Source organism: Massilia aerilata (assembly GCF_042656905.1).
Taxonomy (GTDB): Bacteria; Pseudomonadota; Gammaproteobacteria; order Burkholderiales; family Burkholderiaceae_D; genus Telluria; species Telluria aerilata.
This window is the reverse complement of record NZ_JBHSMZ010000009.1, coordinates 1-26,497: the sequence shown is the minus strand read 5'-3', so window position 1 is coordinate 26,497 and position 26,497 is coordinate 1. Positions and strand designations below refer to the sequence as shown.

General features: G+C 65.4%; 20 protein-coding genes. 5 read left to right on the top strand and 15 right to left on the bottom strand.

Annotated elements, in window-relative coordinates:
- Nucleotides 1–45: 45 nt before the first annotated feature.
- Both ACFPO9_RS13985 and ACFPO9_RS13980 read right to left on the bottom strand, forming a co-directional pair.
- Nucleotides 46–2,781 (bottom strand): alpha-1,6-glucosidase domain-containing protein, encoded by a 2,736-nt coding sequence (locus ACFPO9_RS13985; RefSeq protein ID WP_379771718.1) that lies wholly within the window; start codon nt 2,779–2,781, stop codon nt 46–48.
- Nucleotides 2,782–2,802: 21 nt separating this feature from the next.
- Entirely contained in the window at nt 2,803–4,356 is a 1,554-nt protein-coding gene (locus tag ACFPO9_RS13980) for a POT-type proton-dependent oligopeptide transporter (RefSeq protein ID WP_379771838.1), read from the bottom strand.
- A 287-nt stretch (nt 4,357–4,643) separates the two neighbouring features.
- Between ACFPO9_RS13980 and ACFPO9_RS13975 the strand changes: the two genes are divergently transcribed.
- A complete protein-coding gene (locus ACFPO9_RS13975; protein ID WP_379771717.1) occupies nt 4,644–6,281 on the top strand; it encodes an alpha-amylase family glycosyl hydrolase in 1,638 nt (545 codons plus the stop codon).
- A gap of 15 nt (nt 6,282–6,296) precedes the next feature.
- Nucleotides 6,297–8,141 carry a glucokinase gene (glk, locus tag ACFPO9_RS13970; RefSeq protein WP_379771715.1) on the top strand — a complete coding sequence of 615 codons (1,845 nt, stop codon included), beginning with the start codon at nt 6,297–6,299 and terminating at the stop codon, nt 8,139–8,141.
- A gap of 392 nt (nt 8,142–8,533) precedes the next feature.
- On the opposite strand, the gene ACFPO9_RS13965 is transcribed toward glk, so the two are convergent.
- The 8 genes from ACFPO9_RS13965 to garD all read right to left on the bottom strand — a co-directional run bounded on the left by ACFPO9_RS13965 (nt 8,534) and on the right by garD (nt 18,038).
- Nucleotides 8,534–9,799 carry a glycerate kinase type-2 family protein gene (locus ACFPO9_RS13965; protein ID WP_379771714.1) on the bottom strand — a complete coding sequence of 422 codons (1,266 nt, stop codon included), beginning with the start codon at nt 9,797–9,799 and terminating at the stop codon, nt 8,534–8,536.
- A 31-nt stretch (nt 9,800–9,830) separates the two neighbouring features.
- Nucleotides 9,831–10,724: a 2-hydroxy-3-oxopropionate reductase gene (glxR, locus tag ACFPO9_RS13960; protein WP_379771713.1), complete on the bottom strand. Its 894-nt coding sequence runs from the start codon at nt 10,722–10,724 to the stop codon at nt 9,831–9,833.
- Nucleotides 10,725–10,742: 18 nt separating this feature from the next.
- Nucleotides 10,743–11,525 carry a 2-dehydro-3-deoxyglucarate aldolase gene (gene garL / locus ACFPO9_RS13955; RefSeq protein WP_379771711.1) on the bottom strand — a complete coding sequence of 261 codons (783 nt, stop codon included), beginning with the start codon at nt 11,523–11,525 and terminating at the stop codon, nt 10,743–10,745.
- A gap of 12 nt (nt 11,526–11,537) precedes the next feature.
- Nucleotides 11,538–12,905: a glucarate dehydratase gene (gene gudD / locus ACFPO9_RS13950; protein ID WP_379771710.1), complete on the bottom strand. Its 1,368-nt coding sequence runs from the start codon at nt 12,903–12,905 to the stop codon at nt 11,538–11,540.
- A gap of 10 nt (nt 12,906–12,915) precedes the next feature.
- On the bottom strand, nt 12,916–14,295 hold the full coding sequence (locus ACFPO9_RS13945; RefSeq protein WP_379771708.1) for an MFS transporter: 1,380 nt from the start codon (nt 14,293–14,295) through the stop codon (nt 12,916–12,918).
- Nucleotides 14,296–14,384: 89 nt separating this feature from the next.
- Entirely contained in the window at nt 14,385–15,287 is a 903-nt protein-coding gene (locus tag ACFPO9_RS13940) for a LysR family transcriptional regulator (protein ID WP_379771706.1), read from the bottom strand.
- A 9-nt stretch (nt 15,288–15,296) separates the two neighbouring features.
- Complete coding sequence (locus tag ACFPO9_RS13935; protein ID WP_379771704.1) at nt 15,297–16,370, bottom strand: porin; 1,074 nt, start codon at nt 16,368–16,370, stop codon at nt 15,297–15,299.
- 99 nt (nt 16,371–16,469) lie between these two features.
- Nucleotides 16,470–18,038: a galactarate dehydratase gene (garD, locus tag ACFPO9_RS13930; protein ID WP_379771703.1), complete on the bottom strand. Its 1,569-nt coding sequence runs from the start codon at nt 18,036–18,038 to the stop codon at nt 16,470–16,472.
- A 91-nt stretch (nt 18,039–18,129) separates the two neighbouring features.
- On the opposite strand from garD, the gene ACFPO9_RS13925 reads away from it, so the two are divergent.
- Entirely contained in the window at nt 18,130–18,873 is a 744-nt protein-coding gene (locus ACFPO9_RS13925; RefSeq protein WP_379771702.1) for a FadR/GntR family transcriptional regulator, read from the top strand.
- 41 nt (nt 18,874–18,914) lie between these two features.
- Here the strand turns inward: ACFPO9_RS13925 and ACFPO9_RS13920 are convergent, their stop codons facing one another.
- Nucleotides 18,915–19,907 (bottom strand): hypothetical protein, encoded by a 993-nt coding sequence (locus ACFPO9_RS13920; RefSeq protein ID WP_379771701.1) that lies wholly within the window; start codon nt 19,905–19,907, stop codon nt 18,915–18,917.
- A 125-nt stretch (nt 19,908–20,032) separates the two neighbouring features.
- Between ACFPO9_RS13920 and ACFPO9_RS13915 the strand changes: the two genes are divergently transcribed.
- Nucleotides 20,033–20,383: a DUF3147 family protein gene (locus ACFPO9_RS13915; protein ID WP_379771699.1), complete on the top strand. Its 351-nt coding sequence runs from the start codon at nt 20,033–20,035 to the stop codon at nt 20,381–20,383.
- On the opposite strand, the gene ACFPO9_RS13910 is transcribed toward ACFPO9_RS13915, so the two are convergent.
- The 4 genes from ACFPO9_RS13910 to ACFPO9_RS13895 form a co-directional block, all read right to left on the bottom strand.
- On the bottom strand, nt 20,376–20,741 hold the full coding sequence (locus ACFPO9_RS13910) for a hypothetical protein (RefSeq protein WP_379771697.1): 366 nt from the start codon (nt 20,739–20,741) through the stop codon (nt 20,376–20,378). The genes ACFPO9_RS13915 and ACFPO9_RS13910 overlap by 8 nt on opposite strands.
- Before the next feature lie 109 nt (nt 20,742–20,850).
- The gene (locus ACFPO9_RS13905) at nt 20,851–21,807 is read right to left on the bottom strand and encodes a hypothetical protein (RefSeq protein WP_379771695.1); all 957 of its coding nucleotides are present in this window, start codon (nt 21,805–21,807) and stop codon (nt 20,851–20,853) included.
- Nucleotides 21,808–22,079: 272 nt separating this feature from the next.
- On the bottom strand, nt 22,080–24,167 hold the full coding sequence (locus tag ACFPO9_RS13900; RefSeq protein WP_379771694.1) for a putative bifunctional diguanylate cyclase/phosphodiesterase: 2,088 nt from the start codon (nt 24,165–24,167) through the stop codon (nt 22,080–22,082).
- An 84-nt stretch (nt 24,168–24,251) separates the two neighbouring features.
- Nucleotides 24,252–25,466: an MFS transporter gene (locus ACFPO9_RS13895; protein ID WP_379771693.1), complete on the bottom strand. Its 1,215-nt coding sequence runs from the start codon at nt 25,464–25,466 to the stop codon at nt 24,252–24,254.
- Between the two features lie 55 nt (nt 25,467–25,521).
- Here ACFPO9_RS13895 and ACFPO9_RS13890 point away from each other — a divergent pair, with 55 nt between their 5' ends.
- Nucleotides 25,522–26,310 carry an AraC family transcriptional regulator gene (locus tag ACFPO9_RS13890; protein ID WP_379771692.1) on the top strand — a complete coding sequence of 263 codons (789 nt, stop codon included), beginning with the start codon at nt 25,522–25,524 and terminating at the stop codon, nt 26,308–26,310.
- Nucleotides 26,311–26,497 lie beyond the last annotated feature (187 nt).

Below are 26,497 nucleotides of genomic sequence, written 5' to 3'. Positions count from 1 at the left end.
TTGCATGATGCTACCGCCGCGTGGGCACGGAGTGCCCACCCTACGTCAGTCCTCCACAAATACGACTGCTGTCCTTGGCGGAACGCTGTACGACCCGGTCGCCGGATCGAACGTCGCCTGCGTCGCGCGCTTGTCCGCCGCATTCGGTGCCAGGAACACCGGATGCAGGCGCATCGCCTTGCCGGCGGCCTGTTCGTCGGTGACGGTGTGGCCGATCTTGTCGACGTTGATGAAGTAGCTGATGCTCTTGAACCCCGCGCCCGGATAGCCTTCGCCGTTCAGCGAGGCCGCGACCACGGCCGGGTTCTGGGTCGAGCCGGTGTTGAAGAAGCGCAGGCGGCGGCGGATCTCCGCGGCGCTCGGCATCCGGAACAGGGTCGAGCTGGCGCGGATGGTCAGCAGGTCGCGGAAGGCGTCGCGCGCAAAGGCGATGTCGGCGGGCGCGGGCTTGAAGGCGGGGTTGGCCAGCAGCGGCTTGATCAGCGCGTAGTCCTTGCCGTTGTCCTCGCTAGGGGGCAGGCCGGTGCCGAAGTAGTTGTCCTGGTAGGTCCAGTCCAGGCGGTTGAACCAGTCGCCCGAATTGAAACTGTTGCGGTCCAGGGACTTCGAGCGCAGCACGTCGATGCCGGCGTGGTAGTAGGCGATGCCCTGGGCGAAGGCGTCGACGGCCATGGCCAGCACCTGCACGCGGGCGCGGTCCTGGCTCGAGGTCGATGCCGGCAGCTTGAACACGTCGATGTCGTACAGGGTCTGGTTGTCGTGGTTCTCGACGTAGTTCACCACCTCCAAGGGCTCGCTCGCGTAGCCGGCCGGCTGGCCGCCATAGTCGATGCGCTCCAGCGGCACGGTCCTGTCGTCGAAGGTCTGCAGCTGATAGCTGCGCAGCGAACCGGCCAGGCCGGCGCGCACCATGTCGGCGGCGCGCAGCAGTTCAGGTAGAGAGGAATTCGCATCATGCTTGCCGTCGTGGCCATTCGGAGCATACCCCAGGCCGTTGATCCAGCCCTGGCGCGCGAACAGTGCCTCGCCCGAGTCGCCGGCCGAGCCGCCGCGCACGGCGTCGCGGGTGCGGTCGTTGAAGGTGCCGATGCCGCTGCCGTTCAGGGACAGCTGCGAGGCCTGCACGAAGCGCGCGCCGTCGGCGACTTCGCCGAAGTTCCAGCCTTCGCCGAGCAACTGCACCTGGCGGCCGGCGGCCGCGTTGACGTGCTGCTGCAGCTGCTCCATCACGGCGCGCGGCTGGTGGCCCATCAGGTCGAAGCGGAAGGAATCGATCTTGTACTGGGTCGCCCACAGGGCCACCGAATCGATCATCAGCTTGCCCATCATGCGATTTTCGGTGGCCGTGTTGTCGCAGCAGGTCGAGCGTTCGATGCCGCCCGCCGCGTTCAGGCGGTGGTAGTAGCCGGGCACCACGCGGTCGAGCACCGATTTTTCAACTTGCCCGGCGCTGAAGGTGTGGTTGAACACCACGTCCATGCCCACGCGCAGGCCGAGCTTGTGCAGGCTGTCGACCATCTCGCGGAATTCGACCACGCGGCGGGCGCCGTCCGCCGGGTTGGTGGCGTAGCTGCCTTCCGGCGCGTTGTAGTGGTAGGGGTCGTAGCCCCAGTTGAAGCAGTCGGTTTCCGCGGTCTTTTTCACGAGGGCCTGCTGGGCATCGCCGTCCGGCGCGCCCGACGGCTTCGGCACGGCGCAGCCGACTTCCGGCACGCTGCCGATGTCGTACACCGGCAGCAGGTGGATGTCGGTCAGGCCGCTCTTCGCCAGCGCGGCCAGGTGGCGCATGCCGTTCGATTCGGCGCGGCTGAAGGCGGCGTACTTGCCGCGCAGGTGTTCGGGCACGCTGCGGTCGTTGATCGAGAAGTCGCGCACGTGCAGTTCGTAGACCACCATGTCGGTCGGGTTCCTGACCGTCTGCGGCGCCGGCGCCGCATCCCAGCCGGCAGGTTTCAGCTTCGGCGCATCCAGGCGCGCGATGTAGCTGCGCTTCGAATCGGTGGTGAGGCTGACGGAGTAGGGATCGGTGACCAGGTTGCGCACGATGCCTGCGCCATCGACCGGCACGTCGACCGCGTACTTGTAGTACTTGCCGCTCAGGTCACCGGCGACTTGCGCAGCCCAGGCGCCGGTGGCCGGGTCGAAGCGCATCTGGTAGACCGCACGCGCCGTCGAGGCGCCCGTGTTGTAGATGCAGACCGCGGCCTGCTGGGCGGTCGGCGCCCAGACGGTAAATCCGGTGCGCTTGTCGGCGACGTCGACGCCCAGCTTTTCCAGCTTGCCGGCCGCCGCATACAGGTCGTCCAGCGCGCCCGCCACCTGCACGCGCGTGGCCGCGCGCACGATGCCCTGCGCATCTTCCTGCACCAGCACCAGCTGCTGGCGATGCAGCTCGCCCATCTTCAGGGCGTCGGCATCGCTCACCTGCAGCACCGGACCGGCGCCGACCCACTTGAAGCGTTCCGCCAGCGCTGGCGGCACGCTGCCCTGGAACAGGCCGAGGGTCAGCGCCCCCATGCTGCCCGCCACCTTGCCGCCGACCGGTGCGGCGATCGAACCGGCCGGGGAGTGGTAGAGCTTGAAAACGCCATCCGCCGGAGCGCCGGGGAGGGTGAGCAGGCGGCGGTCGAGCCAGACGGCGCGCGCATCGAAGCTGGCCGCCGAAGGCGACAGCACGATTTGAAAGGCCTTGCTGTCGCAGGCGTCCGGCGAAATGGCGGCGTGGGCGCCGGCGGAGGCCAGCAGGGCCAGCAGGCCGGCGGTGGTGGTGGTTCTTGTCATCGAAATAGCTTGTTTCAAAAATCAGGCGGTCAGGTCGGACCTGTAGTTGTTGACCATGCGGTAGCGCGTTGCGTACCAGCCGAATACGAGAGCGGCAATGAAGGCGAAAGCCGCAAAGAAGTACATCTGGAAGGCCATCACGCCCAGGCCGGTATTGGCGATGTGGCCGAGCACGGCCTCGTTCTTGACGCTGGCGTTGACGATCAGCACCCACAGGCTGCCGACCGTCACCGCCAGGTACCAGAAGGCCATGATCACGCCCTTCATCGAACTTGGCGCCTGGCTGTAGGCGAATTCGAGACCGCTGGCCGAGACCAGCACCTCGCCCATGGTCAGCAGGGCATAGGGCAGGATCTGCCAGGCCATCGAGACCGGCGTGCCGCCGTCCATCGCCACCTGGATGCTGCCGATCGCGACCCAGGACAGGGCGGACAGCGCGATCCCGGCCGTCATGCGGCGCAGCGCGGTCGGCTCCCAGCCGAGTTTGCGCAGCAGCGGGAAGATGGCGAAGTTATTGAAGGGGATGAGCAGCATCACCAGCAGCGGATTCAGGGCCTGCATCTGCGCCGGCTCGAAGCGGAACTCGCCGCCGAACAGCGACAGGGTGGGGCGCAGCATCGAATTGGCCTGCACGATCCAGGTCGAGGCCTTCTGGTCGAACAGGGACCAGAAGGGCGTCACCAGCGCGAACACGATCAGCACGCGCAGCACGCCGCGCACGCCGTCCACCGCATCGTCCGGATGCAGGCCGCGCGCACGCTCCAGCTGCAGCGAGACGCCGATGCCGCCGAAGGCCAGCAGGAGCACCAGCGCGGTGCAGGCGGCGATCACGAAGCCCCAGCTCGGCGTCATCGCCAGCGAAACGATGGCGCCCACCGCGCCGACGCTGGCCACCGCCAGGCCCGGACGGCCTTCGCCATCGCGTTTCGCCAGCAGCGCGCTCCTGGCCACGTTGAGGAAGGAGTGCGGATTGGCGGCGCTCGGCGGCACGTGCACGTACTTCTTGCGGCCGCTCCAGAACACCAGGGTGGCGATGAACATCAGGATGCCCGGGATGCCGAAGGCCACCGCCGCGCCGTAGTCGCGCAGGAAGATCGGCATCAGCAGCGAGGCGAAGAAGGAGCCGAAGTTGATGATCCAGTAGAAAGCGTCGAACACCACCTTGGCCTTGTCCTTGTTGGTATGGTCGAACTGGTCGCCCACAAACGACGCGACCAGCGGCTTGATGCCGCCCGAGCCGAGCGCGATCAGGAACAGGCCCAGGTAGAAGCCCTGCAGATTGCTCTCGAAAGCGGCCAGGCAGGCGTGGCCGGCGCAGTAGACGAGGCTGAGCCAGAACACCGTGTTGTACTTGCCGAAGTAGCGGTCGGCCAGCCAGCCGCCAAGCAGCGGGAAGAAGTAGACGCCGATGACGAAAGTATGAAACACGTGCTTCGCTTCGCCGGCGCGATCAAGCTCCGGCAGGAACAGCAGCAGCGAGGAGATCAGGAAGGGCGTCAGGATGTTGCGCATGCCGTAGAAGCTGAAGCGCTCGCAGCCTTCGTTGGCGATGATGAAGGGGATCTGGCGCGGCATGCGGCCGGTCTTGGCCGGCGGGGGGTTTTGGGTCATTGAGCGTCTCCGAAGTGATGGGATGCTATGCAACCCTGCTTAACTTGGCAACAAGAACTTCTTCAGCAAGATCGCCACCCTAACATTGAATGTGTAGTTTGACTACTACAGTGCCAATTATTCTTCAGTCTTAAAAATTATAAGTCAATGATTTAAAAGAGGATTTAATGAAATCACCGATTTCAGGCACGATTGTCATCGCAGTTTTGATGCTGTATATTGCGTAAAAAATTTACTAATCGGACATCATCATGACGAACCCTTCCGACGCTCAGAATCCGTGGTGGAAAGAAGCCATCATTTACCAGGTCTACCCGCGCAGCTATCTCGACACCAACGGCGACGGCGTCGGTGACCTGCCGGGCATCACCGCCAGGCTCGATTACATCGCCGGCCTGGGCGTGGACATCGTCTGGCTGTCCCCCTTCTTCAAGTCGCCGCAGAAGGACTTCGGCTACGACATTTCGGATTACTGCGACGTCGATCCGCTGTTCGGCAGCCTGGCCGACTTCGACGCGCTGATCGCCAAGGCGCATAGTGTCGGCCTGAAGATCATGATCGACCAGGTCATGTCGCACACCGCGGATGCGCATCCGTGGTTCGTCGAGAGCCGTTCCAGCCGCGACAATCCGAAGTCCGACTGGTATGTCTGGTCCGAGCCGCTCGCGGACGGCAACCCGCCCAACAACTGGCTGTCGGTGTTCGGCGGCTCGGCGTGGCAGTGGGATACGCGCCGCAAGCAGTACTACATGCACAACTTCCTGGTCAGCCAGCCGCAGCTCAACTTCCATAATCCGGAAGTGCAGCAGGCCCACCTGGATGCGCTGCGCTTCTGGCTGGCACGCGGCGTCGATGGCGTGCGCATGGACGCCTGCGTCTTCCACTTCCACGACCGGCAGCTGCGCAGCAATCCGCCGGCCCTGGTGCGCGACACCTCGACCGTCACCGACGTGAACCCCTACGGCATGCAGGCCCACATCCACGACAAGACCCAGCCCGAGAACATCGCCTTCCTGCAGAAGGTGCGAGCCCTGCTGGACGAATTCGGCGCGGTGTCGATCGGCGAAGTCTCGTCCGACGATGCTTTGGCCCAGATGGCCGAGTACACCGAAGGCGGCGACAAGCTGCACATGGCCTACAGCTTCAACCTGCTGACGCCGCAGTTCAACAGCGCCCATATCCGCAAGCAGGTCGAGGAATTCAACGCGCGCGTGAAGGATGGCTGGGCTTCCTGGTCGGTCGGCAACCACGATGCGATTCGTGTCGCCACCCGCTGGTCCGCGGGTGAATTCACGCCGGCGCTGTCCAAGCTGGTGCTGGCCCTGCAGCTGTCGCTGAAGGGCACGCCCTGCCTGTACCAGGGCGACGAGCTGGCGCTGCCGGAAGCCGACGTCCCGTATGAACTGCTGCAGGACCCCTACGGGATCACCTTCTGGCCCGAGTTCAAGGGCCGCGACGGCTGCCGCACGCCGATGCCGTGGAAGGCCGCCGATGCGAATGGCGGCTTCACGACCGGCACGCCCTGGCTGCCGGTGCCGGCCGAGCACCTGGCCTTGGCGGAAGACCTGCAGGACAAGGACCCGCAGTCGATGCTGAACTTCCAGCGCAAGATCATCCACTGGCGCCGCAGCATGCCGCAGATCACGCGAGGCGAGATCGTCTTCTTCGACGTGCCGGAACAGGCGCTGGCGCTGCGCCGCGACTTGCCGGGCTACCCCTCGGTGCTGGCCGTGTTCAACGTGACCGATGCACCCTTGCGCTTCGAGTGGCCGGACGCGGCCGGTGCGGCCAGGCTCGAAGGCCACGGCCTGGAAGGGGAGGTCTCCGGCACCACCGTGATCCTGCCGCCTTACGGTGGCTGGTTCGGCAGCATCGCTGAACAGGCCTGAGCGATGCAGGAGCAGGTGGCGACCGACAGCAAACACGCCCGCACCGCCTTTGCCGACGGCCCGCGCCTGCTGGCCGACATCGGCGCGACCCACGCGCGCTTCGCCCTGCAGACCGCGCCCGGCGCCTACCGTTCGGTGCGGGTGCTGCGTTGCGACGATTTCGACGGCATCGTCCCGCTGCTCCGCTTCTATCTGTCCGAACACGAGGACCTGCGTCTGAACCATGCGGCGCTGGCGCTGGCCAATCCGGTCGACGGCGACTACGTCCGCATGACCAACCGGCCCTGGGCCTTCTCGACCGACGCCGTGCGGCGCGAGCTGGGCCTCACCACGCTCCTGATCGTCAACGACTTCACGGCGCTGGCGATGGCGATCCCGGGCTTGAAGGGCGAAGACCTGATGCAGGTGGGGCCGGGCAAGCCGGCGCCGCATGCGGTGCTGGGCGTGCTGGGGCCGGGCACGGGCCTGGGCGTTTCCGGCGGCATCCCGACCGTGGACGGCTTCGTCACCCTCGGCAGCGAGGGCGGCCACGTCAACTTCGCGCCCAGCGACGAGCGCGAGTTCGCGATACTGCAGACCGCCTGGCGCGAGTGGACCCACGTATCGAACGAGCGCCTGATCTCCGGCCCCGGCATGGAGATCATTCATCGTGCGCTGGCGGAACGCAATGGTATCGATGCGCCGCCGCGCGACTCGGCCGGCATCATCGCCGCCGCGCTGGAAGGGAAGGACCCGCTGTGCCTGGAAGTGCTGGAATGCTTCTGCGGCATGCTGGGCGGCGCCGCGGCCAACCTGGCGGTGACCCTGGGCGCCTTCGGCGGCATCTTCATCGGCGGCGGCATCGTGCCGCGCCTGGGCGAGTGGTTCAAGACCTCGCCCTTCCGCACCCGCTTCGAAGCCAAGGGACGCTTTTCAAGCTACATTGCCGACATCCCGACCTATGTCATCAGCACGCCGCACGTGGCCTTCGACGGCGTCGCGAATATCCTGTCCGAGCACCTGCGCGGGCGCAGCGGCGACAACACGCTGATGGACCGCATCCGCCAGCTGCAGCCCGAGCTGACCCCGGCCGAGCAGCGCGTCGCCAGCCTGGTGCTGGAGCAGCCGCGCCTGGTGCTGAACGAGCCGATCGCCGGCATCGCCAGACTGGCGGACGTCAGCCAGCCGACCGTGATCCGCTTCTGCCGCTCGCTGGGCTTCCTGGGACTGGCCGACTTCAAGCTGAAGTTCGCCAGTTCGCTGACCGGTTCGATCCCGGTGCGCCATAGCCAGGTGCGCCACAGCGACAGCACGCACGACCTGTCGGCCAAGGTGATCGACAACACCGTGTCGGCGATTTTGAAATTCCGCGACCAGCTGGACGTACGCGCGATCGACCGCGCGATCGAACTGGTGAGCCGCGCCAGGCGCATCGAGTTCTACGCGATGGGGAATGCGCGCGTGGTGGCGCTGGACGGCCAGCACAAGTTCTTCCGCTTCCGTATCCCGACCGCGCTGTACGGCGACTCGCATTTGTTCAGCCTTGCGGCCGACCTGCTCGGACCGGGCGACGTGGTGGTGGCGATCTCGAATTCGGGCCGCCTCCCCGAGCTGCTGGCGGCCGTCGACAAGGCGCGCGCGGCCGGCGCCGACGTCATCGCGATCAGCAGCAGCCAGTCGCCGCTGGCCAAGCGCGCCAGCGTGGTGCTGGCGGTCGACCACCCCGAGGACAACACCAGCTTCCTCTCGATGATCTCGCGGGTGCTGCAGCTGCTCCTCATCGACATCATGGCGGTGGGGGTGTCGGTGGACGTGCACCATGCGCGCCCGTCCTCGTTATCATCGCCGACGCAGGCGCTTATTTCGCACCTTGATAGCTGAGGCGTGATGGGGATGCCAGCCATTTCCTGCGATGATGGCGGGCATCAGAACATGTCATTGGACGACATAGCGGCAGGTCTCTACCATGGTCACCAACGTAAGCCATTCAGCCAAGGTGAACCATGTCCCACCAATCCAGTACCTTCGATCAGTCGATGTCCCTGCCGGCTTTGTGCAAGCCGGGTCGCGGTTTCTTGCGCAGCTTTTTTGCGGCGTGGATCGCGGCTTATGGGAATCGTATCGACAGTAACGGTCATGTGATGTGCGAGCTGTAAGCTAGCCCGTAAACGTCGTTCCCGCGCAGGCGGGAATCCAAGTTGCACGCGTTTCGATAGCGCTGGCAGAACTTGGGTCCCCGCCTCCGCGGGGACGACATTTAAAAGGACGTGTCCTTATTCCAGCACCAACACCGCTCTAAAATCGTTCACATTGGTCAGCGTCGGCCCGGTCACCACCGAATCCCCCAGCGCCCCAAAGAACCCGTGCCCATCGTTGTCCTGCAACGAGTCCGCCGGCTTGATTCCCAGCCCCCAGGCACGTTCCAGCGTATCGGGCGCCAGCACCGCCCCCGCGATCTCTTCCTGCCCGTCGACGCCGTCGGTATCGCCGGCCAGCGCGTGAATGCCGGCGCGGCCTTCCAGGCTCAAGCCCAGCGCCAGCAGGAACTCCACATTGCGCCCGCCGCGGCCCTGGCCGCGCACCGTCACGGTGGTTTCGCCGCCGGACAGCATCACGCAAGGCTTCGCGAAAGGCTGGCCGTATTCGGCGACCTGGCGCGCGATGCCCGCCATCGCCTTGCCGAGGTCGCGCGCCTCGCCCTCGATCGCATTGCCGAGGATGTAAGGGGTGACGCCGGCTTCCCGTGCGACTGCCGCCGCCGCTTCCAGCGCCATCTGCGGCGTGGCGATCATCCGCGTTTCACACCGTGACAAGCTGGGATCGCCGGGCTTGACCGATTCGCCGCGGCCGCTCTCCAGCACCTCGCGCACCGCCGGCGGCAAGGCGATGCCGTAGCGGCGTACGATCGCCAGCGCATCCGCGCAGGTGCTCGGATCGCCGACCGTCGGGCCGGAGGCGATGTCGCAGGGCTGGTCGCCGGGCACGTCGGAAATCAAGAGCGTGACCACGCGCGCCGGATGGCAGGCCGCGGCCAGGCGTCCGCCCTTGATCGCCGAAAGGTGGCGGCGCACGGTATTCATCTCGCCGATGGTGGCGCCGGAAGCGAGCAGGGCGCGATTCACGTGCTGCTTGTCTTCCAGCGTGATCCCTTCCAAAGGCAAGGGCAGCAGCGAAGAGCCGCCGCCCGAGATCAGGCAGATCACGGTGTCGTCCGCATGCAGGCCGCTCACCAGCGACATGATGCGCTGCGCCGCGTCCAGGCCGGCCTGGTCCGGCACCGGGTGCGCGGCCTCGACGATCTCGATGCGCTCGCAAGGCACCGCATAGCCGTAGCGCGTCACCACCAGGCCGGACAGCGGACCGGCCCAGCTTTTTTCCAGCGCCTGCGCCATCGCGGCGGAAGCCTTACCGGCGCCGATCACGATCGTCCTGCCCGCGCCGGGTGCGGGCAGGTGCGGCGGGATGCAATGCCCGGGCTGGGCCGACTCGATGGCGGCCTCGAACATCTTCACCAACAGCTCGCGTGGACTGGCTTGCATCACTATTCTCCAAAAAAATCAGGCTGCGAATTCAAGCTGTACCTTGGCCGATTTCGAAGTTTGCCATCTTTTCCAGCGCGCGTACCATCGCCGAGTGATCCCAGCCGCCGCCGCCGTGGGCCGCGCAGCTGTTGAACAGTTCCTGGGCGGTGGCGGTGTTCGGCAGCGAGACGCCGACTGCGCGCGCGCTCGACAGCGCCAGGTTCAGGTCTTTCTGGTGCAGCTCGATGCGGAAGCCCGGATCGAAAGTGCGCTTGACCATGCGCTCGCCGTGCACTTCGAGGATGCGCGAAGCCGCAAAGCCGCCCATCAGCGCCTGGCGCACCTTGGCCGGGTCGGCGCCCATCTTCGATGCGAACAGCAGGGCTTCGCCCACCGCCTCGATGTTCAGCGCGACGATGATCTGGTTGGCCACCTTGGTGGTCTGGCCGGCGCCGTTCTCACCCACCAGGGTGATGTTCTTGCCCATCAGTTCGAACAGCGGCTTGACGCGGTCGAAGGCCGCTTCCGAACCGCCCACCATGATGGTGAGACTCGCCGCCTTGGCACCGACTTCGCCGCCGGACACCGGGGCGTCCACGTATTCGCAGCCCAGCGCCTTGATGCGCTCTGCAAACGCCTTGGTCTCGACCGGCGAGATCGAGCTCATGTCGACCACCACCTTGCCGGCGGTGAGGCCGGCGGCCACGCCGTTCTCGCCGAACAGGGCGTCCGCCACGTGCGGCGTATCCGGCACCATGGTGATGATCACGTCGGCGTTCTGCGCCACTTCCTTGCTCGAGCCGCAGGCCTTGCCGCCGGCCTCGGCCAGTTCGGCCGGCACGCTGCCGTGGGTGTACAGGAACACTTCGTGGCCGGCCTTGATCAGGTGGCCCGCCATTGGGGTGCCCATGATGCCCAGGCCGATGAATCCGATTTTGCTCATTTGTTTTCTCCCTGATTTTTAAAATGCGTACTTGTCGCGCAGGCCCTGGGTGGCGGCGCGGAACAGGCCCTGGTCGCTACCCACGGCCACCATGGTCGCGCCCATCTCGATATAGCGGCGGGCGTCGGCTTCCACCGGCGCCAGGATCCCGACCGGCACGCCGGCGGCCTTGGCGGCGGCGAACACCTGCTGCATCGCTTCCTGCACTTCCGGGTGATTCGCGTTGCCCAGGTAGCCATAGCCGGCCGCCAGGTCCGAGGGGCCGATGAAGACGCAGTCCACGCCGTCCACCGTGCAGATGGCCTCGATGTTGGCGACCGCCTTGCGGCTCTCGATCTGCAGGGCCACCGTGATGTGCTGGTTGCTGATCTTGTGGTAGTCGGCGATGGTGCCGAAGCGGTTGCCGCGCATCGAGACCGACACGCCGCGCACGCCTTCCGGCGCATAGCGGGTGGCGGCGACGGCGCTCGCGGCTTCCTCGGCGGTTTCGACGAAGGGCACCAGGAAGTTGTAGAAGCCGGCGTCCAGCAGGCGCTTGATCTGCACCGTGTCGTTGGCCTGAGGGCGCACCACCGGCGCGCTCGGGCTGTCCTTCAGCGCCATCAGCTGGAAGATGAAGCCATTCAGGTCGTTCGGCGAATGCTCGCCGTCCAGCAGCAGCCAGTCGAAGCCGGCCAGGCCCAGGATCTCGGTGGTGAAGGGATTCGCCAGCGAGGACCAGCAGCCGATCTGCACTTTGCCTTCGCGCAGGTCCTGCTTGAAGCGGTTGGGGATGCCGCTGTATGGGGTGTTGTAGCTCATCTTCTTTTCCTCTCAGCGCACCAGGCAAGGACGTTTGTTATCGAAGGTCCAGTTCGGGACCAGGAACTGCATGGCGGCGGCGTCGTCGCGCGCGCCGGCGTCGTCCCCGCGGAGGCGGGGACCCAAGTTGATTCTCTTATAAGCCTGGTGGGCCTTTTCCAGCTCCGCTTCATCGATCGCTATGCCCAGGCCCGGCTTGGCGGGAATGCGGATCATGCCGCCCTCGATCTTCAGCGGATCTTTCGTCAGGCGCTGCCCGTCCTGCCAGATCCAGTGGGTGTCGATGGCGGTGACCTTGCCCGGCGCGGCGGCGCCGACGTGGGTGAACATGGCCAGCGAGATGTCGAAGTGGTTGTTCGAATGCGAGCCCCAGGTCAGGCCGAACATCTCGCACAGCTGGGCCACGCGCACCGAGCCCTGCATGGTCCAGAAGTGCGGGTCGGCCAGCGGGATGTCGACCGACTGCAGCTGGATCGAATGGGCCATCTGGCGCCAGTCGGTGGCGATCATGTTGGTGGCGGTCGGCAGGCCGGTGGCGCGGCGGAACTCGGCCATCACTTCGCGGCCCGAGAAGCCGTTCTCCGCGCCGCAGGGGTCTTCGGCATAGGCCAGCACCCCGTGCTTGTCGCGGCACACGCGGACCGCTTCCTTGAGCGACCAGGCGCCGTTCGGGTCCAGCGTGATGCGCGCATCCGGGAAGCGCTCGTGCATGGCGACGATGGCGTCCATCTCTTCATCGGCGGAGAGCACGCCGCCTTTCAGCTTGAAGTCGTTGAAGCCGTAACGCTCGCGCGCCGCTTCGCACAGGCGCACCACGGCGTCCGGCGTGAGCGCTTCCTCGTTACGCAGGCGGAACCAGGCGTCGCCGGCATCCGGCTCGCTGCGGTATTCCAGCGGCGTCTTTTTGCGGTCGCCGACGTAGAACAGGTAGCCCAGCATCTCGACGGCGTCGCGCTGCATGCCTTCGCCCAGCAGGGCGGCGACCGGCACGTTCATGAACTGGCCCAGCAGGTCGAGCAGGCTTGATTCCACCGCGGTGACGGCGTGGATGGTGGTGCGCAGATCGAAGGTCTGGTTGCCGCGGCCGCCCGCATCGCGGTCGGCGAAGGTCTTGCGCATCGCATTCAGGATGTTGTTGTACTCGCCCAGGGTCTTGCCGACGATGAGGGGTCTGGCATCCTCGATGGTCTGGCGGATCTTCTCGCCGCCCGGGACTTCGCCCAGGCCGGTGTTGCCGGCGCTGTCCGAGATCAGGACGATATTGCGGGTGAACCAGGGGCCGTGGGCGCCGGAGAGATTCAGCAGCATGCTGTCCTGGCCGGCGACGGGGACGACGCGCAGGTCGGTAATGACAGGGGCGCCGGATACGTAGTGGGTCATGGGTGCGTCCTTAGTGCTTGATCAGGGATTTCGAGAGACTGACACGCTTGATGTCGCCGACGATGAACAGGTAGCAGGCGATCGCCAGTGCGGCGTTGGCGCCGACGTAGACCAGCGCGCCGGCAAACGAGCCGGTGCCCTGCACGATGTAGCCGATGACGATCGGCGTGGTGATGCCGGCGGTATTGCCGAAGGTGTTGAACAGGGCGCCCGACAGGCCCCCGGCTTCCTTCGGCGAGGTGTCGGAGACGACCGCCCAGCCCAGTGCGCCGACGCCCTTGCCGAAGAAGGCCAGCGACATCACGGCCACGACCAGCATGTCGGTCTCGATGTAGTTACAGGCGATCATGCTCATCGACAGCATCATGCCGATCACGATCGGCAGCTTGCGCGACAAGGACAGCGAGTAGCCGCGCTTGGCCAGGCGGTCCGACAGCCAGCCGCCGAACACGCCGCCGAGGAAGCCCGCGATGGCCGGCAGCGAGGCCACGAAGCCGGCCTTCAGGATGGTCATGTGGCGTTCCTGCACCAGGTAGACCGGGAACCAGGTCAGGAAGAAGTAGGTGAGGGTGGTGATGCAGTACTGGCCGATGTACACGCCCAGCAGCATGCGGTTGCCCAGCAGTTCCTTGATGGCGGCGAAGGTGTTGACCTGGGCCGGGGCGCGCTTAGCGCCGTCGAGGTCGACCAGGGCGCCGCCTTCCTGGATGTATTTCAGTTCGCCGGCGCTGACCGACGGATGGTCCTTCGGTCCGTAGATGACCTTGAGCCAGACGAAGGCCATCACGATGCCCAGGCCACCCATCACGTAGAACACGCTGTGCCAGCCGTAGGCGTGCACCAGCCAGCCCATGATCGGCGCGAACAGCACGGTGGCGAAGTACTGCGCCGAGTTGAAGATGGCGGCGGCAAGGCCGCGCTCGTTGGTCGGGAACCAGGCCGAGGCGATCCGGCTGTTGCCCGGAAAGGAGGGCGCTTCGGCGGCGCCGACCAGCAGGCGCAGGGCGAACAGCATGGTCACCGCGGCGCCGCCGGCGATGAAGCCGGCCGCGCCGGTCATCATGGTGAAGACCGACCACAGAAAGATGCTGAAGAAGTAGGTGATCTTCGAACCGAAGCGGTCCAGCAGCCAGCCGCCGGGCAGCTGGGCCAGCACGTAGGACCAGGCGAAGGCCGAGAACACGAAGCCCATCTGGACCGCGTCCAGGCCGAGTTCCTTCCTGATGCCCGGTGCGGCGATCGAGATCGTGGCGCGGTCGGCGTAGTTGATGGTGGTGATCAGGAACAGCATCGCCAGAATCGTCCAGCGTGTGCGGGTCTGCACCTTGGCCGCGGCTGCGGTCCTGATGGCTTGCGTTTGTTCCACGGGTGTCTCCTGTAGGTTGGTCATTTGCTGTTCTTATGACAGATATAGTAGTCGCGCATTCATGCGCAACCAAACCAATGAATGTCTTGATCGATTCAAGAATTGAATCGAACTTAATCGCCGCGCGCGGGAAGGAAGGCAGGCAGGATGTCGCGCCGGAAGATGTCGAGAATGGGGTTGCCGTTGTCGCGGCGGTAGGCGCACACGGTCTGCACCGGCTCGGGCGGATCGGTCTGCATCGTGCGCAGCACCACGCCGCGCAGCTGCAGGCGCGCCGCCGCGGTGGGGATCAGCGCCACGCCGACGCCCGAGCTCACCAATGCCAGCATGGTGTGGATCTGGCCGATGTGCTCGACCACCTCGGGCGTCACGCCGGCGGCGTCGAAGCAGTTGTTCAGCAGCTGGTAGAAGTAGCGCGCCTCGTAGGGCGAGTACATCAGGAAGGGCTTGTCGTGCACGCAGGCCAGCGTCGGCTGTTCTGGCCAGTCATCGGCCTCGCGTTCCGGTATCGCCAGCATCAGCGGTTCGGTGGCCAGCAGCACGGTCTCGAGCTCGCCGTGGCGCGCGTGCGGGCGCATCAGGCCGACGTCGAGCTGGCCGCTGTCGAGCGCCTCCAGCTGCGAGGTCGTCACCAGTTCCTTCAGGGTCAGCGAGATGCCGGGCGCGCGCTCGCGCAGGCGCCGCACCAGGTCGGGCAGCAGGCCGTAGCCGAAGGCGGCGGTGAAGCCGATCGCCAGCGCGCCCTGCTCGCCCTTGGCGACCCGGCGCGCCGTCACCACGGCCTCGTCGGCCATGCGCAGGATGCGCGCGGCTTCCGGAAAGAAGGCCTTGCCGGCCGCCGTCAGGCGCACGCCGCGGCTGCTGCGGTCGAGCAGGCGGGTGCCCACATGGTGTTCGAGCAGCTGGATCTGCCGGCTCAGCGGCGGCTGCGTCATGTTCAGGCGCTCGGCGGCGCGCCCGAAGTGCAGTTCTTCCGCCACCGCGACGAAGCAGCGGACCTGGCTGATCTCGAACATCGGCTCTCCTCAGAAGGTGTGGCGGATACCGAGGTTGTAGCCGGTATTCCCGGTACCCGATTCGGTATTGTTGGCCACAGTGTAGCCTGCGCCGTTCTTGTTATCGATATGGCCGTAGGCGGCGTACAGGCCGGTGCGCTTCGACAGGCTGTACAGATAGCCGATGCCCCAGGCATTGGCGTCCTGGTTGAAGGCGGTGCGGTCGTCCTTGTGCATCACCGAGAACATCAGGCTGCCCGGGCCGATCGGGGCGCTCAAGCCCAGCAGAACGCTGCGGCCATCCGTCGACGGGGTCGGCTTGACGCCGCCGTAGGGATTGTTGCTGTTGCCCAGGGTGGCGGCGTTGAAGCCCTTGTCGATGCCATAGGCGAAGCGCAGGGTCGCCGCCTGCAGCTTGTACGCTGCGGTGAACAGGGTGTTGCGGCCCAGGGTGCGGCTGAGGGCGGGCGCGGTGGAAGTGGCGGCGACGTCGGTGTTCTTGGCGTTGTAGGCCACGCGCAGGGCCAGCGGACCGCTCGCATAGCCGACCGCGCCGCCGAACTGGCGCCCGGTCGAGAAGCTGGTCTGCTCGCCCATCGCATAGGCCAGTTCGCCGTCGAAGCCGTTCAGCTTGGGCGATTTATAGGTGATCGTGTTGCTGGTGCGGATGTTCGAGCCGTTATCCGGGAACAGGTTCTTCGAGCTGCCCGCGTAGCCGGTGCTGAAGGGGTCGATGGCGACCAGGGCCAGGTGCCAGGGCGTGTACTGGCGGCCCAGCGCGACTTCGCCGGCGCTGCCCTTCAGGCCGACGAAGGCCTGGCGGTTGAAGATGGTGTTGGCCGCATCGAGTTCGCCGGTGTCGATCTTGGCGCCGGTCTCCAGCGTGAAGAAGGCGGACAGGCCGCCGCCGAGGTCCTCGCTGCCCTTGAAGCCGATGCGCGAGGCCGAGGCCGCGCCGCTGGTGATCCTGGTGGACGGGCTGGCGACGCCGCCATGCTCGCTGACGATGGCGGCGTCCATGATGCCGTAGATGTTCACCGAGGTCTGGGCCTGGGCTGCCGCGCAGGCGGCGAGGCCGATCGTCAATGCTGCTGCTTTCTTCATTGCTGCTGTCTCCTGTTTGTAGCGATTGCTGGGGCGTGCGCCGGCCGCGCCGGCCCCATGAAGGGCAAGCGCAGCCGGTGTGAAACGGGGATGAAGGGCTTACGTGACCGGGGCCGGATTGAACAGCGCCAGCGCGTTATGCAGGCGCCAGTGCTCGGCCCAGGTCTTCTTGCGGCCGCTGGCCACGTCGAGGATGAAGTTGAAGAGTTCCCAGCCGACGTCGGGGATGCTCGCTTCGCCGGTGGCGATGCGGCCGGCGTTGATGTCCATGAGGTCGTGCCAGCGGCGCGCCAGGTCGTCGCGGGTGGCGACCTTCACCACCGGCACTGCCGCCAGGCCGTAGGGCGTGCCGCGGCCGGTCGTGAACACGTGCACGTTCATGCCGGCTGCCAGCTGCAGGGTGCCGCAGATGAAATCGCTGGCCGGGGTGGCGGCGTAGATCAGGCCCTTCTGTTCCAGCTTCTGGCCCGGCGACAGCACGCCGGAGATCGGGGCCGTGCCGGACTTGATGATCGAGCCCATCGCCTTTTCGACGATGTTGGCCAGGCCGCCCTTCTTGTTGCCGGGCGTGGTGTTGGCGCTGCGGTCGACGCCGCCGCGCTGCAGGTAGTCGTCGTACCAGGCCATCTCGCGGATCATGGCCTGGGCCGTGGCTTCGTCGATGGCGCGCGCGGTCAGCTGGTCGATGCCGTCGCGGACTTCCGTCACTTCCGAAAACATCACGGCGGCGCCGGCGCGCACCAGCAGGTCGCTGGCAAAGCCGACCGCCGGGTTCGCGGTCACGCCCGAGAAGGCGTCGCTGCCGCCGCACTGCACGCCGACGATCAAATCGGCCGCCGGGCAGGTCTCGCGCCGGCGCGCGTTCAGTTCCATCAGGTGGCGCTCGGCGGTGTCCATGATGTTTTCGATCATGGCGCTGAAACCCACGTGGGCGTTGTCCTGCAGGCAGACGTGGTCGGGGCCGGCGACGTCGCGGATCGGCATCCATGAAGAAACGCCAGCCGCCGGGAACAGGCGCGCCGGCTGCAGCTTCTCGCAGCCCAGGCTGACCAGCATGGCGCGGCCGCCGAAGTTCGGGTTCTTCGCGATATTGCGCAGGGTGCGGATCGGGATGTCGGCGCCGGGCGCGTCGATGGCCACGCCGCAGCCATAGGTGTGGTCGAGGCTGACGACGTCGTCGACGTTCGGGTACTTGGGCAGCAGCTCGTCCTTGATGCGCTTGACGGCGAATTCGACCACGCCGGACACGCACTGCACCGTGGTGCTGATCGCGAGGATGTTGCGGGTGCCGACCGAGCCGTCCGGGTTGCGGTAGCCTTCGAAGGTATAGCCCTCGAGCGGGGGCAGGGGTTCGGGGCGGATGGTGGCGATGGGCAACTTGTCCAGCGCGCGCGCCGGCGGCATGGCGACCAGCGATTCCTCGACCCAGCTGCCGGCGTCGATATCGCGCACGGCGTAGCCGATGGCGACCTTGTAGCGCAGGATGGCTTCGCCTTGCGCGATGGGCCGCAGCGCCACTTTGTGCCCTTGCGGCACCTTGTCCTTCAAGACCAGGCCGTCGGGGAAGACGGTGCCGGCCGGAAGGCCGCCGTCGTTCGCGACGATGGCGACGTTGTCCTGGTCGTGCATGCGGATGCTGCGTGGCGTCCCGCTATTTTGCGTGTCCATCTGATGTCTCCTGCCAGTGCTAGGTTGTCTGATGTCTTACAACATGCGAGCCAGTATAATCCAGACATTCCTGAAATGGCAATCGCGCGAAATGCTTAGCACACCCAAAAAACATCGCAACCTGGCCGAGCTCGTCGTAGCGCAGCTCAGTGAGCGCATTCGTGAGGGCGCGTTGCAGCCAGGCGACAAACTGCCGACCGAAACGGAAATCGTGGTCGAGCAGGGCGTCAGCCGCAGCGTGGTGCGCGAGGCGATCTCGCGCATGCAGGCGGCCGGCCTGGTCGAGACGCGGCATGGCATCGGCACCTTCGTGCTGCCGCCCCCGCCGCCGGCCATCATGGGCATCGATCCGGCCACGGTGATGACGGTGCGCGACGTGATCGCGCTGCTGGAATTGCGGATCGGCCTGGAGACCGAGGCGGCCGGCCTGGCGGCGGCGCGCCGCAGCGAGGCACAGTTACTGGAAGTGCGCGCGGCGCTGGCGGCCCTGCAGCAGGGCGCGTGCAGGGGCGAAGATACCGTCGAGCTGGACCGGCGCTTCCACCTGGCGATCGCCCTGGCGTCGGGCAACCAGTATTTCCACGCCATCCTGCAGCACCTGGGCGGGAACATCATCCCGCGTGCGCGCATCAATTCGGCGCGCCTGACCCATGCCGATCCGGTCCGCTACATGGAACAGGTCGGGCGCGAGCACGAGCAGATCGTCGATGCCATCGCGCGCGGCGATGCGGAATCGGCGCGGGCGGCGATGCGCCTGCACATCGGCAACAGCCGGGAACGGCTGCGCCGGGCGCAGGAAGCGCTGGAAGCGGCGCAGGCGGGGAGCCCGGTCTGACAAGATGTCTGACATCTTGGCCGGCCGGATGCTCCGGCGGCTCAGGACTTCCGGTCGTCCGTGTCCGCGTGGATCCGGTTCCAGCCGTGTTTCACCGCATCCTTGAAGCTTTCCCAGGGCGACAGTTTGCCGGGATGGCGCGCCTCCCAGTCCGATTTCAAGTGCGGTTCGGCGTCTTCCCAGTCGTGGCTACGGTATTTTTCGAGCCGCCTTGCCTCGTCGCCGAACAGATAGGCCGGCGCATGCTCATCGTAGGCGCCGCTGTCGGCGCGCTTGCCGTAGCTTGCATTCCAGTGGGTGCGGTAATAGGCATCGTCGTCGATCTCCGGCGAGACGCTGTCCCAGCCCTGGCGTATGGCGGCCACGGCGGCATCCCAGGCCGGGGCCTCGTCCGCACCTGCTTCCCAGTTGCTTTTCAGCTCGGGCTCGACTTCATCCCAGGAGCGGTTGCGGTACTTGTCGCTGGCGCGCATCTGCTGGCCGTAGCGATAGGCCGCCGTGTCGCCGCCGTGGCTGCCGGCGGCGCCGGTCCAGGGAGTGTCCATGTAGCTGCGGGGTGATTTCTCGATCATCGGTTCTCCAAAAGTGTTGCCCATCGGCGGCGCCCAGGCGTGCTGGGTGCCGTAATACTGGCTGTTTTCATTGCGCTGGTACTGCAGGGATCCCGGCCCGGTGCCCGGCGGGCAGATTTCGGGCATGATGCCGGCGCTGTCGCGGTCCCACTCGCTGGGGAGGTCTTCGATGCCGGACGGATGGAAGCGCTGGATGATGCGGACCGCGCGCTCGGCATCCGGTTCGGAATCGGCGGTCAGCGTGACGACGTGGCGTCCGGCCATCGAGGCGTTGGCATCCGCCGCCGACTGCGGGTGCTGCCTGGCGAACAGTCGCGCCAGCCTGTGCCGGACCGAGGCGCGGAGTCCTTCCGCGTCCGAAATTTCCGTATCGGTGCGGGAATAGCCGGAAGCCAATAATTCGTCCAGCACGTGCTGGGCATCGCTTCGGCGATCGAAGACTGCTTTCAAGGTATGCCGCATGATGGCCTCCCGTGTCATCGTTGGGACACTAAAAGCATACGCCGAATGGACGAACAATGCGCATGCGCGCTGTGCTATGGTGCGGCCTCGGAAGAACCGATGAGCCGCATATCGAAAGAGAAGACATGCCCTGGATTATCGCCAAATACCTGATCACGGCCGGCCTGGTCGTCGCCGTCTCGGAATTCGCGAAACGCAGCGACAAGCTGGGCGCCCTGATCGCCTCGCTGCCACTGGTGACGGTGCTGACCCTGATCTGGCTGCACGTGGAAAAGCAGCCGGAAGCCAGGCTGGCGAATCACGCCTGGTACACCTTCTGGTACGTGGTGCCGACCTTGCCGATGTTCCTGGCTTTCCCCGCGCTGCTGGCGCGCTGCGGCTTCTGGCCGGCGCTCGGCTTCAGCGTCGTGCTGACCATCGGCTGCTTCGCCCTGTTCGCCTTGTGCGTCAGGCGCTTCGGCATCGTGCTCATGTGAGCCCCTCGTCCCTGCCGTGCGTCTTGGCCAGCGCTGCGCGCAATGCTTCCAGGGTAAACGGAAAGCCAACGTAGGCATGGGCGCCATCGAAGGCGGACATCGCGCGTTCGTTCGGGCGCATGGCAACGATCCTCATCGACGGTTGCAGGCGCCTGGCCAGGTTGACCAGGGTCTCGTTGTAGGTTTGCCGATGCCCTGATCCGACAAACAGCACATCGTAGCGGATGCTGGCCAATACCTTGGTCGCGTGGTGAAGATCGCTGGCGACCATCGGTATGTAGCCACATAAGCGGAGCATTTCGCATACGGACTGACGGATGAGACTGTTTTCCTCCACGACGAACGCATGTCTTGCCATTTCTTGTTCCTGAAAGCTTTTGCCTATCCTAGCTTTCAGGTGCTCAGCAATAGTACAAGTGTGCGCCTACAATTGCTGTCGGACGATGCGTACAGATAGACAGAAGGGATCAAGTGCGAATTCTGTTCCAGCCATGGCTCACCGCATCCCGGAAGGTTTCCCAACTCGACAGTTGCCCCGCATGGCGCGTTTCCCGCTCGATTTTGCGCTGCGCATCGACGCCTTCCCAGTGATGGCTGCGGTATCGTTCACTGCGGCTTGCCTCGCTGCCGTACAGACAGGCTGGCGCGTAGCTTGCGTTCCAGTGGGTACGGTAGTAGCTGTCGTCATCGATCTCCGGCGAGACGGCGTCCCAGCCGCGCCGTATGGCGGCGTCGGATTCGTTCCAGGTCGAGGCACCGGTATCGCGCATCTCCCAGCCGCTTCTGAGGTCCGCTGCGACTTCATCCCATGAACGATTGCGATTTCTGTCATTGTCATGCATGGCTTTGCCGTAGTCGTATGCGGTCATGGTATCGCCGTCGCCAGCCCTGTCCCGATCCGCCAACTGCGCCAGCCTGCCTGCAAGGGGCATCTCATCGTCGAGCGGCTCCCATCGCGAGACGCTGCCCATCGTTTCCTCGAAGGTATTGCCAGTCGGTGGAGATTCGGCATTCTGCGTGCCGAAGTAGTGGCTGGCTTCACGGCCCCGAAACTGCAGGGCGCCCGGCTCGGCGCCACGCGGGTAGTCCGGGCGCATCCTGGGCGCACTGTCCTTTTCCCACTCGTCAAGGCGATCCTCGATGCCGACCGGTGCGTAGCGCCCGATGATGCCCATGGCGCGTCCGGCATCCGCTTCGGTGTCGGCGGTCAGCGTGACGAGATGGCGCGCCTGGGCCGGTGCGCCGGAACTCACGTGATGGCGAGCAGTGAATAGCCGCGCCATGGTATGCCGGATCGAGGCGCCAACCCCGTCCGCGTCCGAAATTGCCGTACCGGCGCGTGAATATCCGGAAGCCAGCAATTCGTCCAGAGCGTGCTGGGCCTTGCTGCGGTGCTTGAATGTTGCTTTCAAAGTGTGGCGCATGATGTCCTCCCGCTGTTGTCGTTGCAAGCAGGGTAGCCATCGAGTATTTCAGGTGAAATGTCGCACAGTACCCTGTACTACTTGCGTCGTGCCGGCGAGTGGCCGTCGCAGACGGCCGAGTTCCGTGCGTTCCGTTGAATTACCGCGACCAGGGAGGTGGGTCACTTCATGCAGTACGGCGCTTGAATAATTCAGCATACGCCGATTGGAGAAACGCGTACGCAAGGCCATGTGCGCAGGAGATCCCGTGGGAGCCGCTTCGACCGTCGCATTCACGCACAGACGCCGGCGCGGAGCATTGCCTGCATCTGCATCGCCTCAACCGGGCGGCTGAACCAGTAGCCCTGGCCTTCGTTGCATTTGTGGGCCTTGAGAAAAGCGAACTGCGCTTCGTCTTCGACGCCTTCGGCGATGACTTGCTGGTGCAAATTCCTGCCCATGCTGATCACGGCGCCGACGATGGCGCCATTGCTTTTCATTCCGCCATCGATTGCCTTGACAAACGACTGGTCGATCTTCAGTACATCGATCGGAAATTGATTCAGGTAACTCAGGCTGGAGTAACCGGTGCCGAAATCGTCGACGGCGATTTGCACGCCCATTGCCTTGAGCTTGGCCAGCAGGGCGGCACTGGTGGCCACGTCACGCATCAGGACGCTTTCCGTCAGTTCAAGTTGCAGGCAGGCCGGATCCGCACCGGTTTCCGTGACGATCGCGAGCAGGCGATCGAAAAAATCGCGATGCCGAAATTCCAGAGCCGATACGTTCACCGCGATCGAGGCCGCCGCAATGCCGGCGTCGCGCCAGCGCACCGCTTGCATGCAGGCAGCGCGCAATACCCAGTTCCCGATTGGAACGATCAGACCGCATTCCTCGGCAATTGCGATGAATCGTTCGGGCAGCACCAGTCCCCAATCCGGGTGCTGCCAGCGCAGCAGGGCTTCGACGCCGGTAATGCGCCCACTTTCCAGGTTGACCTTTGGCTGGTAATGCAGCGTGAATTCGCCATGTTCCAGCGCCCTGCGCAAGTTGCTTTCGACAAGTTGGCGCTCCACGGCGCGGGTGTTCATGTCGTGCCGAAAAAATTGATAATTGTTGCGTCCTCGCTCTTTGGCGTGGTACATCGCCGTATCGGCATTCTTGATCAATGCGGCGGCATCCATACCGTCCAGCGGGAACACGCTGATGCCGATGCTGGTCGAGGTATGCAGTTCCTGCCCGTCGACCATGAATGGCGTCGAGAGCGCAAGCAGGATCTTGTCCGCCGTCACCATCGCGTCTTCCGCCCGATGTTCGTTGGCTAGCAGAATCACGAATTCATCGCCGCCATGGCGGCTTACCGTGTCGGACGTGCGCACACAGTTGCGCAGGCGCTCTGAAACGCCTTGCAGCAGGCGGTCGCCAACGGCGTGCCCAAGGGAGTCGTTGATGTGCTTGAATTTATCGAGATCCAGGAACAGAACCACCGGGCGGACCCTGCTGCGCCTGGCCAACGCAATGGCCTGGGTAATGCGATCGTTCAAAAGAACCCGATTAGGCAGATTGGTAAGGAAATCGTGATGTGCCTGATGCCGCATTTTCGACGTCAGCGCCACGGTGGCGGAGATATCCCGGAATACCATCACGGCGCCGACCAGGTGCCCATCCCAATCGTGGATCGGGGCGGCGGAATCCTCGATCGGAACATGCTTGTCATCGCGGCCGACGAGGATGGCGTCGCCGGTCAGAGCCTGCAGGAGGTTGCTTTGCAGGACGTGCTCGACAGGGCTGAGCATCGGTTTCCCGGTAGCGCTATCGACGATATTGAGCACTTCGGCGATAGGCCGGCCGGATGCATCCTCCCTCGACCAGCCGGTTAGCAGTTCGGCCGCCACGTTCAGGTAATCGACATGCCCACGCATATCCGTGGAAATGACCGCATCGCCGATCGAGTTGAGCGTGATTTCCGCGCGTTCCTGGGCGAGGTACAAGCCTTGCTCTACCTTCATGCGTTCGATTATGTTTCGCAAGGCCTGCGGCACCAGGTAATTGTCGAAGTAGCCCTTCGACAGCCAGCCCTGGGCGCCGCGCTGGACCGCTTCCTTGGCGTTGTCCTCATCGTCGAGCTTGCACAGCGTGAGAATCGGCGTATGGCGCCCGGTTGCGTATAAGCGATCGAAGGACGCCAGGCCTTGGCTGTCCGGGAGCATCAAGTCCAGCAGGATCGCATCGATTCCGCCGTGTTCGAGGCGGGCCATGCCCGCTGCCAGGGTGGATGCGGTTTCCACATCGAAGGGGCCGTCCCGGGCACTGTTCAAGGCCCGCTTGAGGACAGGGATGTCATCTTCGTCGGCGGAGATGATGAGGATTCGATTGGCCACGGCGTCTCCGGTTGTCGTCGATACGGCTGTCCATGAAGGAGTATAGGCCGTTGCCGGAAACATTCAACAGTATGCATACCTATTTCAAGTACGGGCCTTCTCCATCTTCGGCAGCAAGGCCGCCAGGATGCCCAGCAAGGGCAGGAAGGACGCGATCCGGTACACCTGCTCGATGCCGGCCACGTCCGCGATATGCCCCATCGCGGCGGCGCCGATGCCGCTGACGCCGAACATCAGGCCGAAGAAGATCCCGGCGATCATGCCGACCTTGCCCGGCACCAGTTCCTGGGCGAACACCACGATGGCCGAGAAGGCCGAGGACATCACCAGGCCGATCACCACCGACAGCACCGCGGTCCAGCCTAGGCTGGCGTAGGGCAGGGCCAGCGTGAACGGCGCCGCGCCCAGGATCGAGACCCAGATCACGCGCTTGCGGCCGATGCGGTCGCCGATCGGGCCGCCGGCAAAGGTGCCGAGCGCCACCGAGGCCAGGAACAGGAACAGGTACATCTGCGCGGTGCCGACCGCGACGTGGAACTTTTCGATCAGGAAGAACGTGTAGTAGCTCGACAGGCTGGCCATGTAGATGTACTTCGAGAACACCAGCATCGCCAGCACCGCCAGCGCCTGGATCACGCGCTTGCGCGGCAGCGGCGGGCCGGCGTGCGCGGCGGCCTTTTTCGTCATGCTCTTCAAATGGCTGCCGTACCAGCGGCTCACGCCCACCAGCACCAGCACCGCCAGCACCACCAGGATCGCGCACCAGGCGAACTTGCCATGGCCGCGGCCGACCAGGATCGCGGCCGCCAGCAGCGGGCCGAGCGCCGAGCCGAGATTGCCGCCGACCTGGAACAGCGATTGCGCGAAGCCGAAGCGCCCGCCCGAGGCCAGGCGCGCCACGCGCGAGGCTTCCGGGTGGAAGGTCGAGGAGCCGACGCCGATCATGCCGGCGCCCAGCAGCAGCATGCCGAAGCTGCCCGCCATCGACAACAAGGCCACGCCGAACAAGGTCATGCACATCCCCATCGGCAGCAGGAAGGGAATCGGGTGCTTGTCCGTGTACAGGCCGATCCAGGGTTGCAGCAGCGAGGCCGTGCACTGGAAGGTCAGGGTGATCAAACCGACCTGCGCGAAGCTGAGCGCGAATTCCTGCTTGAGCAGCGGGTAGATCGCCGGCAGCGCGGCCTGCACGCAGTCGTTGAGCAGGTGGACGAAGGCGACCGAGAACAGGATCTGCAGGACGGCGCCGGATGCCTTGGCCTGGACAGGCGTGGCGGTAGAAGTGGTGGGTGTGCTCATGACGGCCAGTGTAATATGGGCGATCCGAACGCATATTCCACTTTTCGTCGCCCAAGTGACACTCAAACCGTCGCCCCATTACCGCCAACGATTCTGCGCGCTGCCGCGCAGCGTGACCGCGGTGCCGTCCGCGATGCCGCACGGTGAAACCATCGAAGCCCACAGCCATCCCTGGGTGCAGCTCCTGTACGCCAGCGACGGCACGATGCGCGTGCGGACCGACGCGGGCGTGTGGATCATTCCGCCGCGCCGCGCGCTCCTGATCGCGCCGGGCGTGCTGCATGAGGTGGCGATGCTCAGCCAGGTCAAGATGCGCACCCTCTACATCGACGCCGCCGCGGCCGGCAGCCTGGTCGACGATTGCAAGGTGCTCGAAGTGAGCCCGCTGCTGCGCGAGCTGATCCTGGCGCTGGCGGCCGAGCCGGTCGATTATCCGCCGGACGGCCGCGGCGCCGACCTGGCGCGCCTGATCCTGTCCGAGCTGGCGGCCATGGAGACGGTGCCGATCGCCGTGCCCTGGCCGCGCGACCGCCGCCTGCAGGCCCTGTGCACGGAGATCATGGCGCGCCCCGGCAGCCCGCGGCGGCTCGACGATCTCGCCCTCGACGCCGGCGCCAGCGCGCGCACCTTGATCCGCCTGTTCCCGAAGGAGACCGGGCTGCATTACCGGCAGTGGGTCCAGCAGGTGCATCTGGCGCACGCCTTCGAGATGCTGGCGCGCGGGGAAAGCGTGGGTGTGCTGGCGCGCACGCTGGGCTATGCCAGCCCGAGCGCGTTCACGAGCATGTTCAGGCGTTTGCTGGGCAGGACGCCGCAGCATTATTTGGCCGAATGGAAAAAGTAGGCGCCGCCGGCCGGGGGAGGAGTGGCACTGTCGCACTCGCATGCGGCAGCACCTCGCGGCCAGCGGCGCTGATTACGATAAGCGCGTCATCGCGCAGCAGGTTTGCGCAGGATCAAAGACCGTCGTCCCCGTACATGGACGCCCCCTTTTGTGCAAGCGTTCATTACAGTTTGGCCGTGAGGTTATA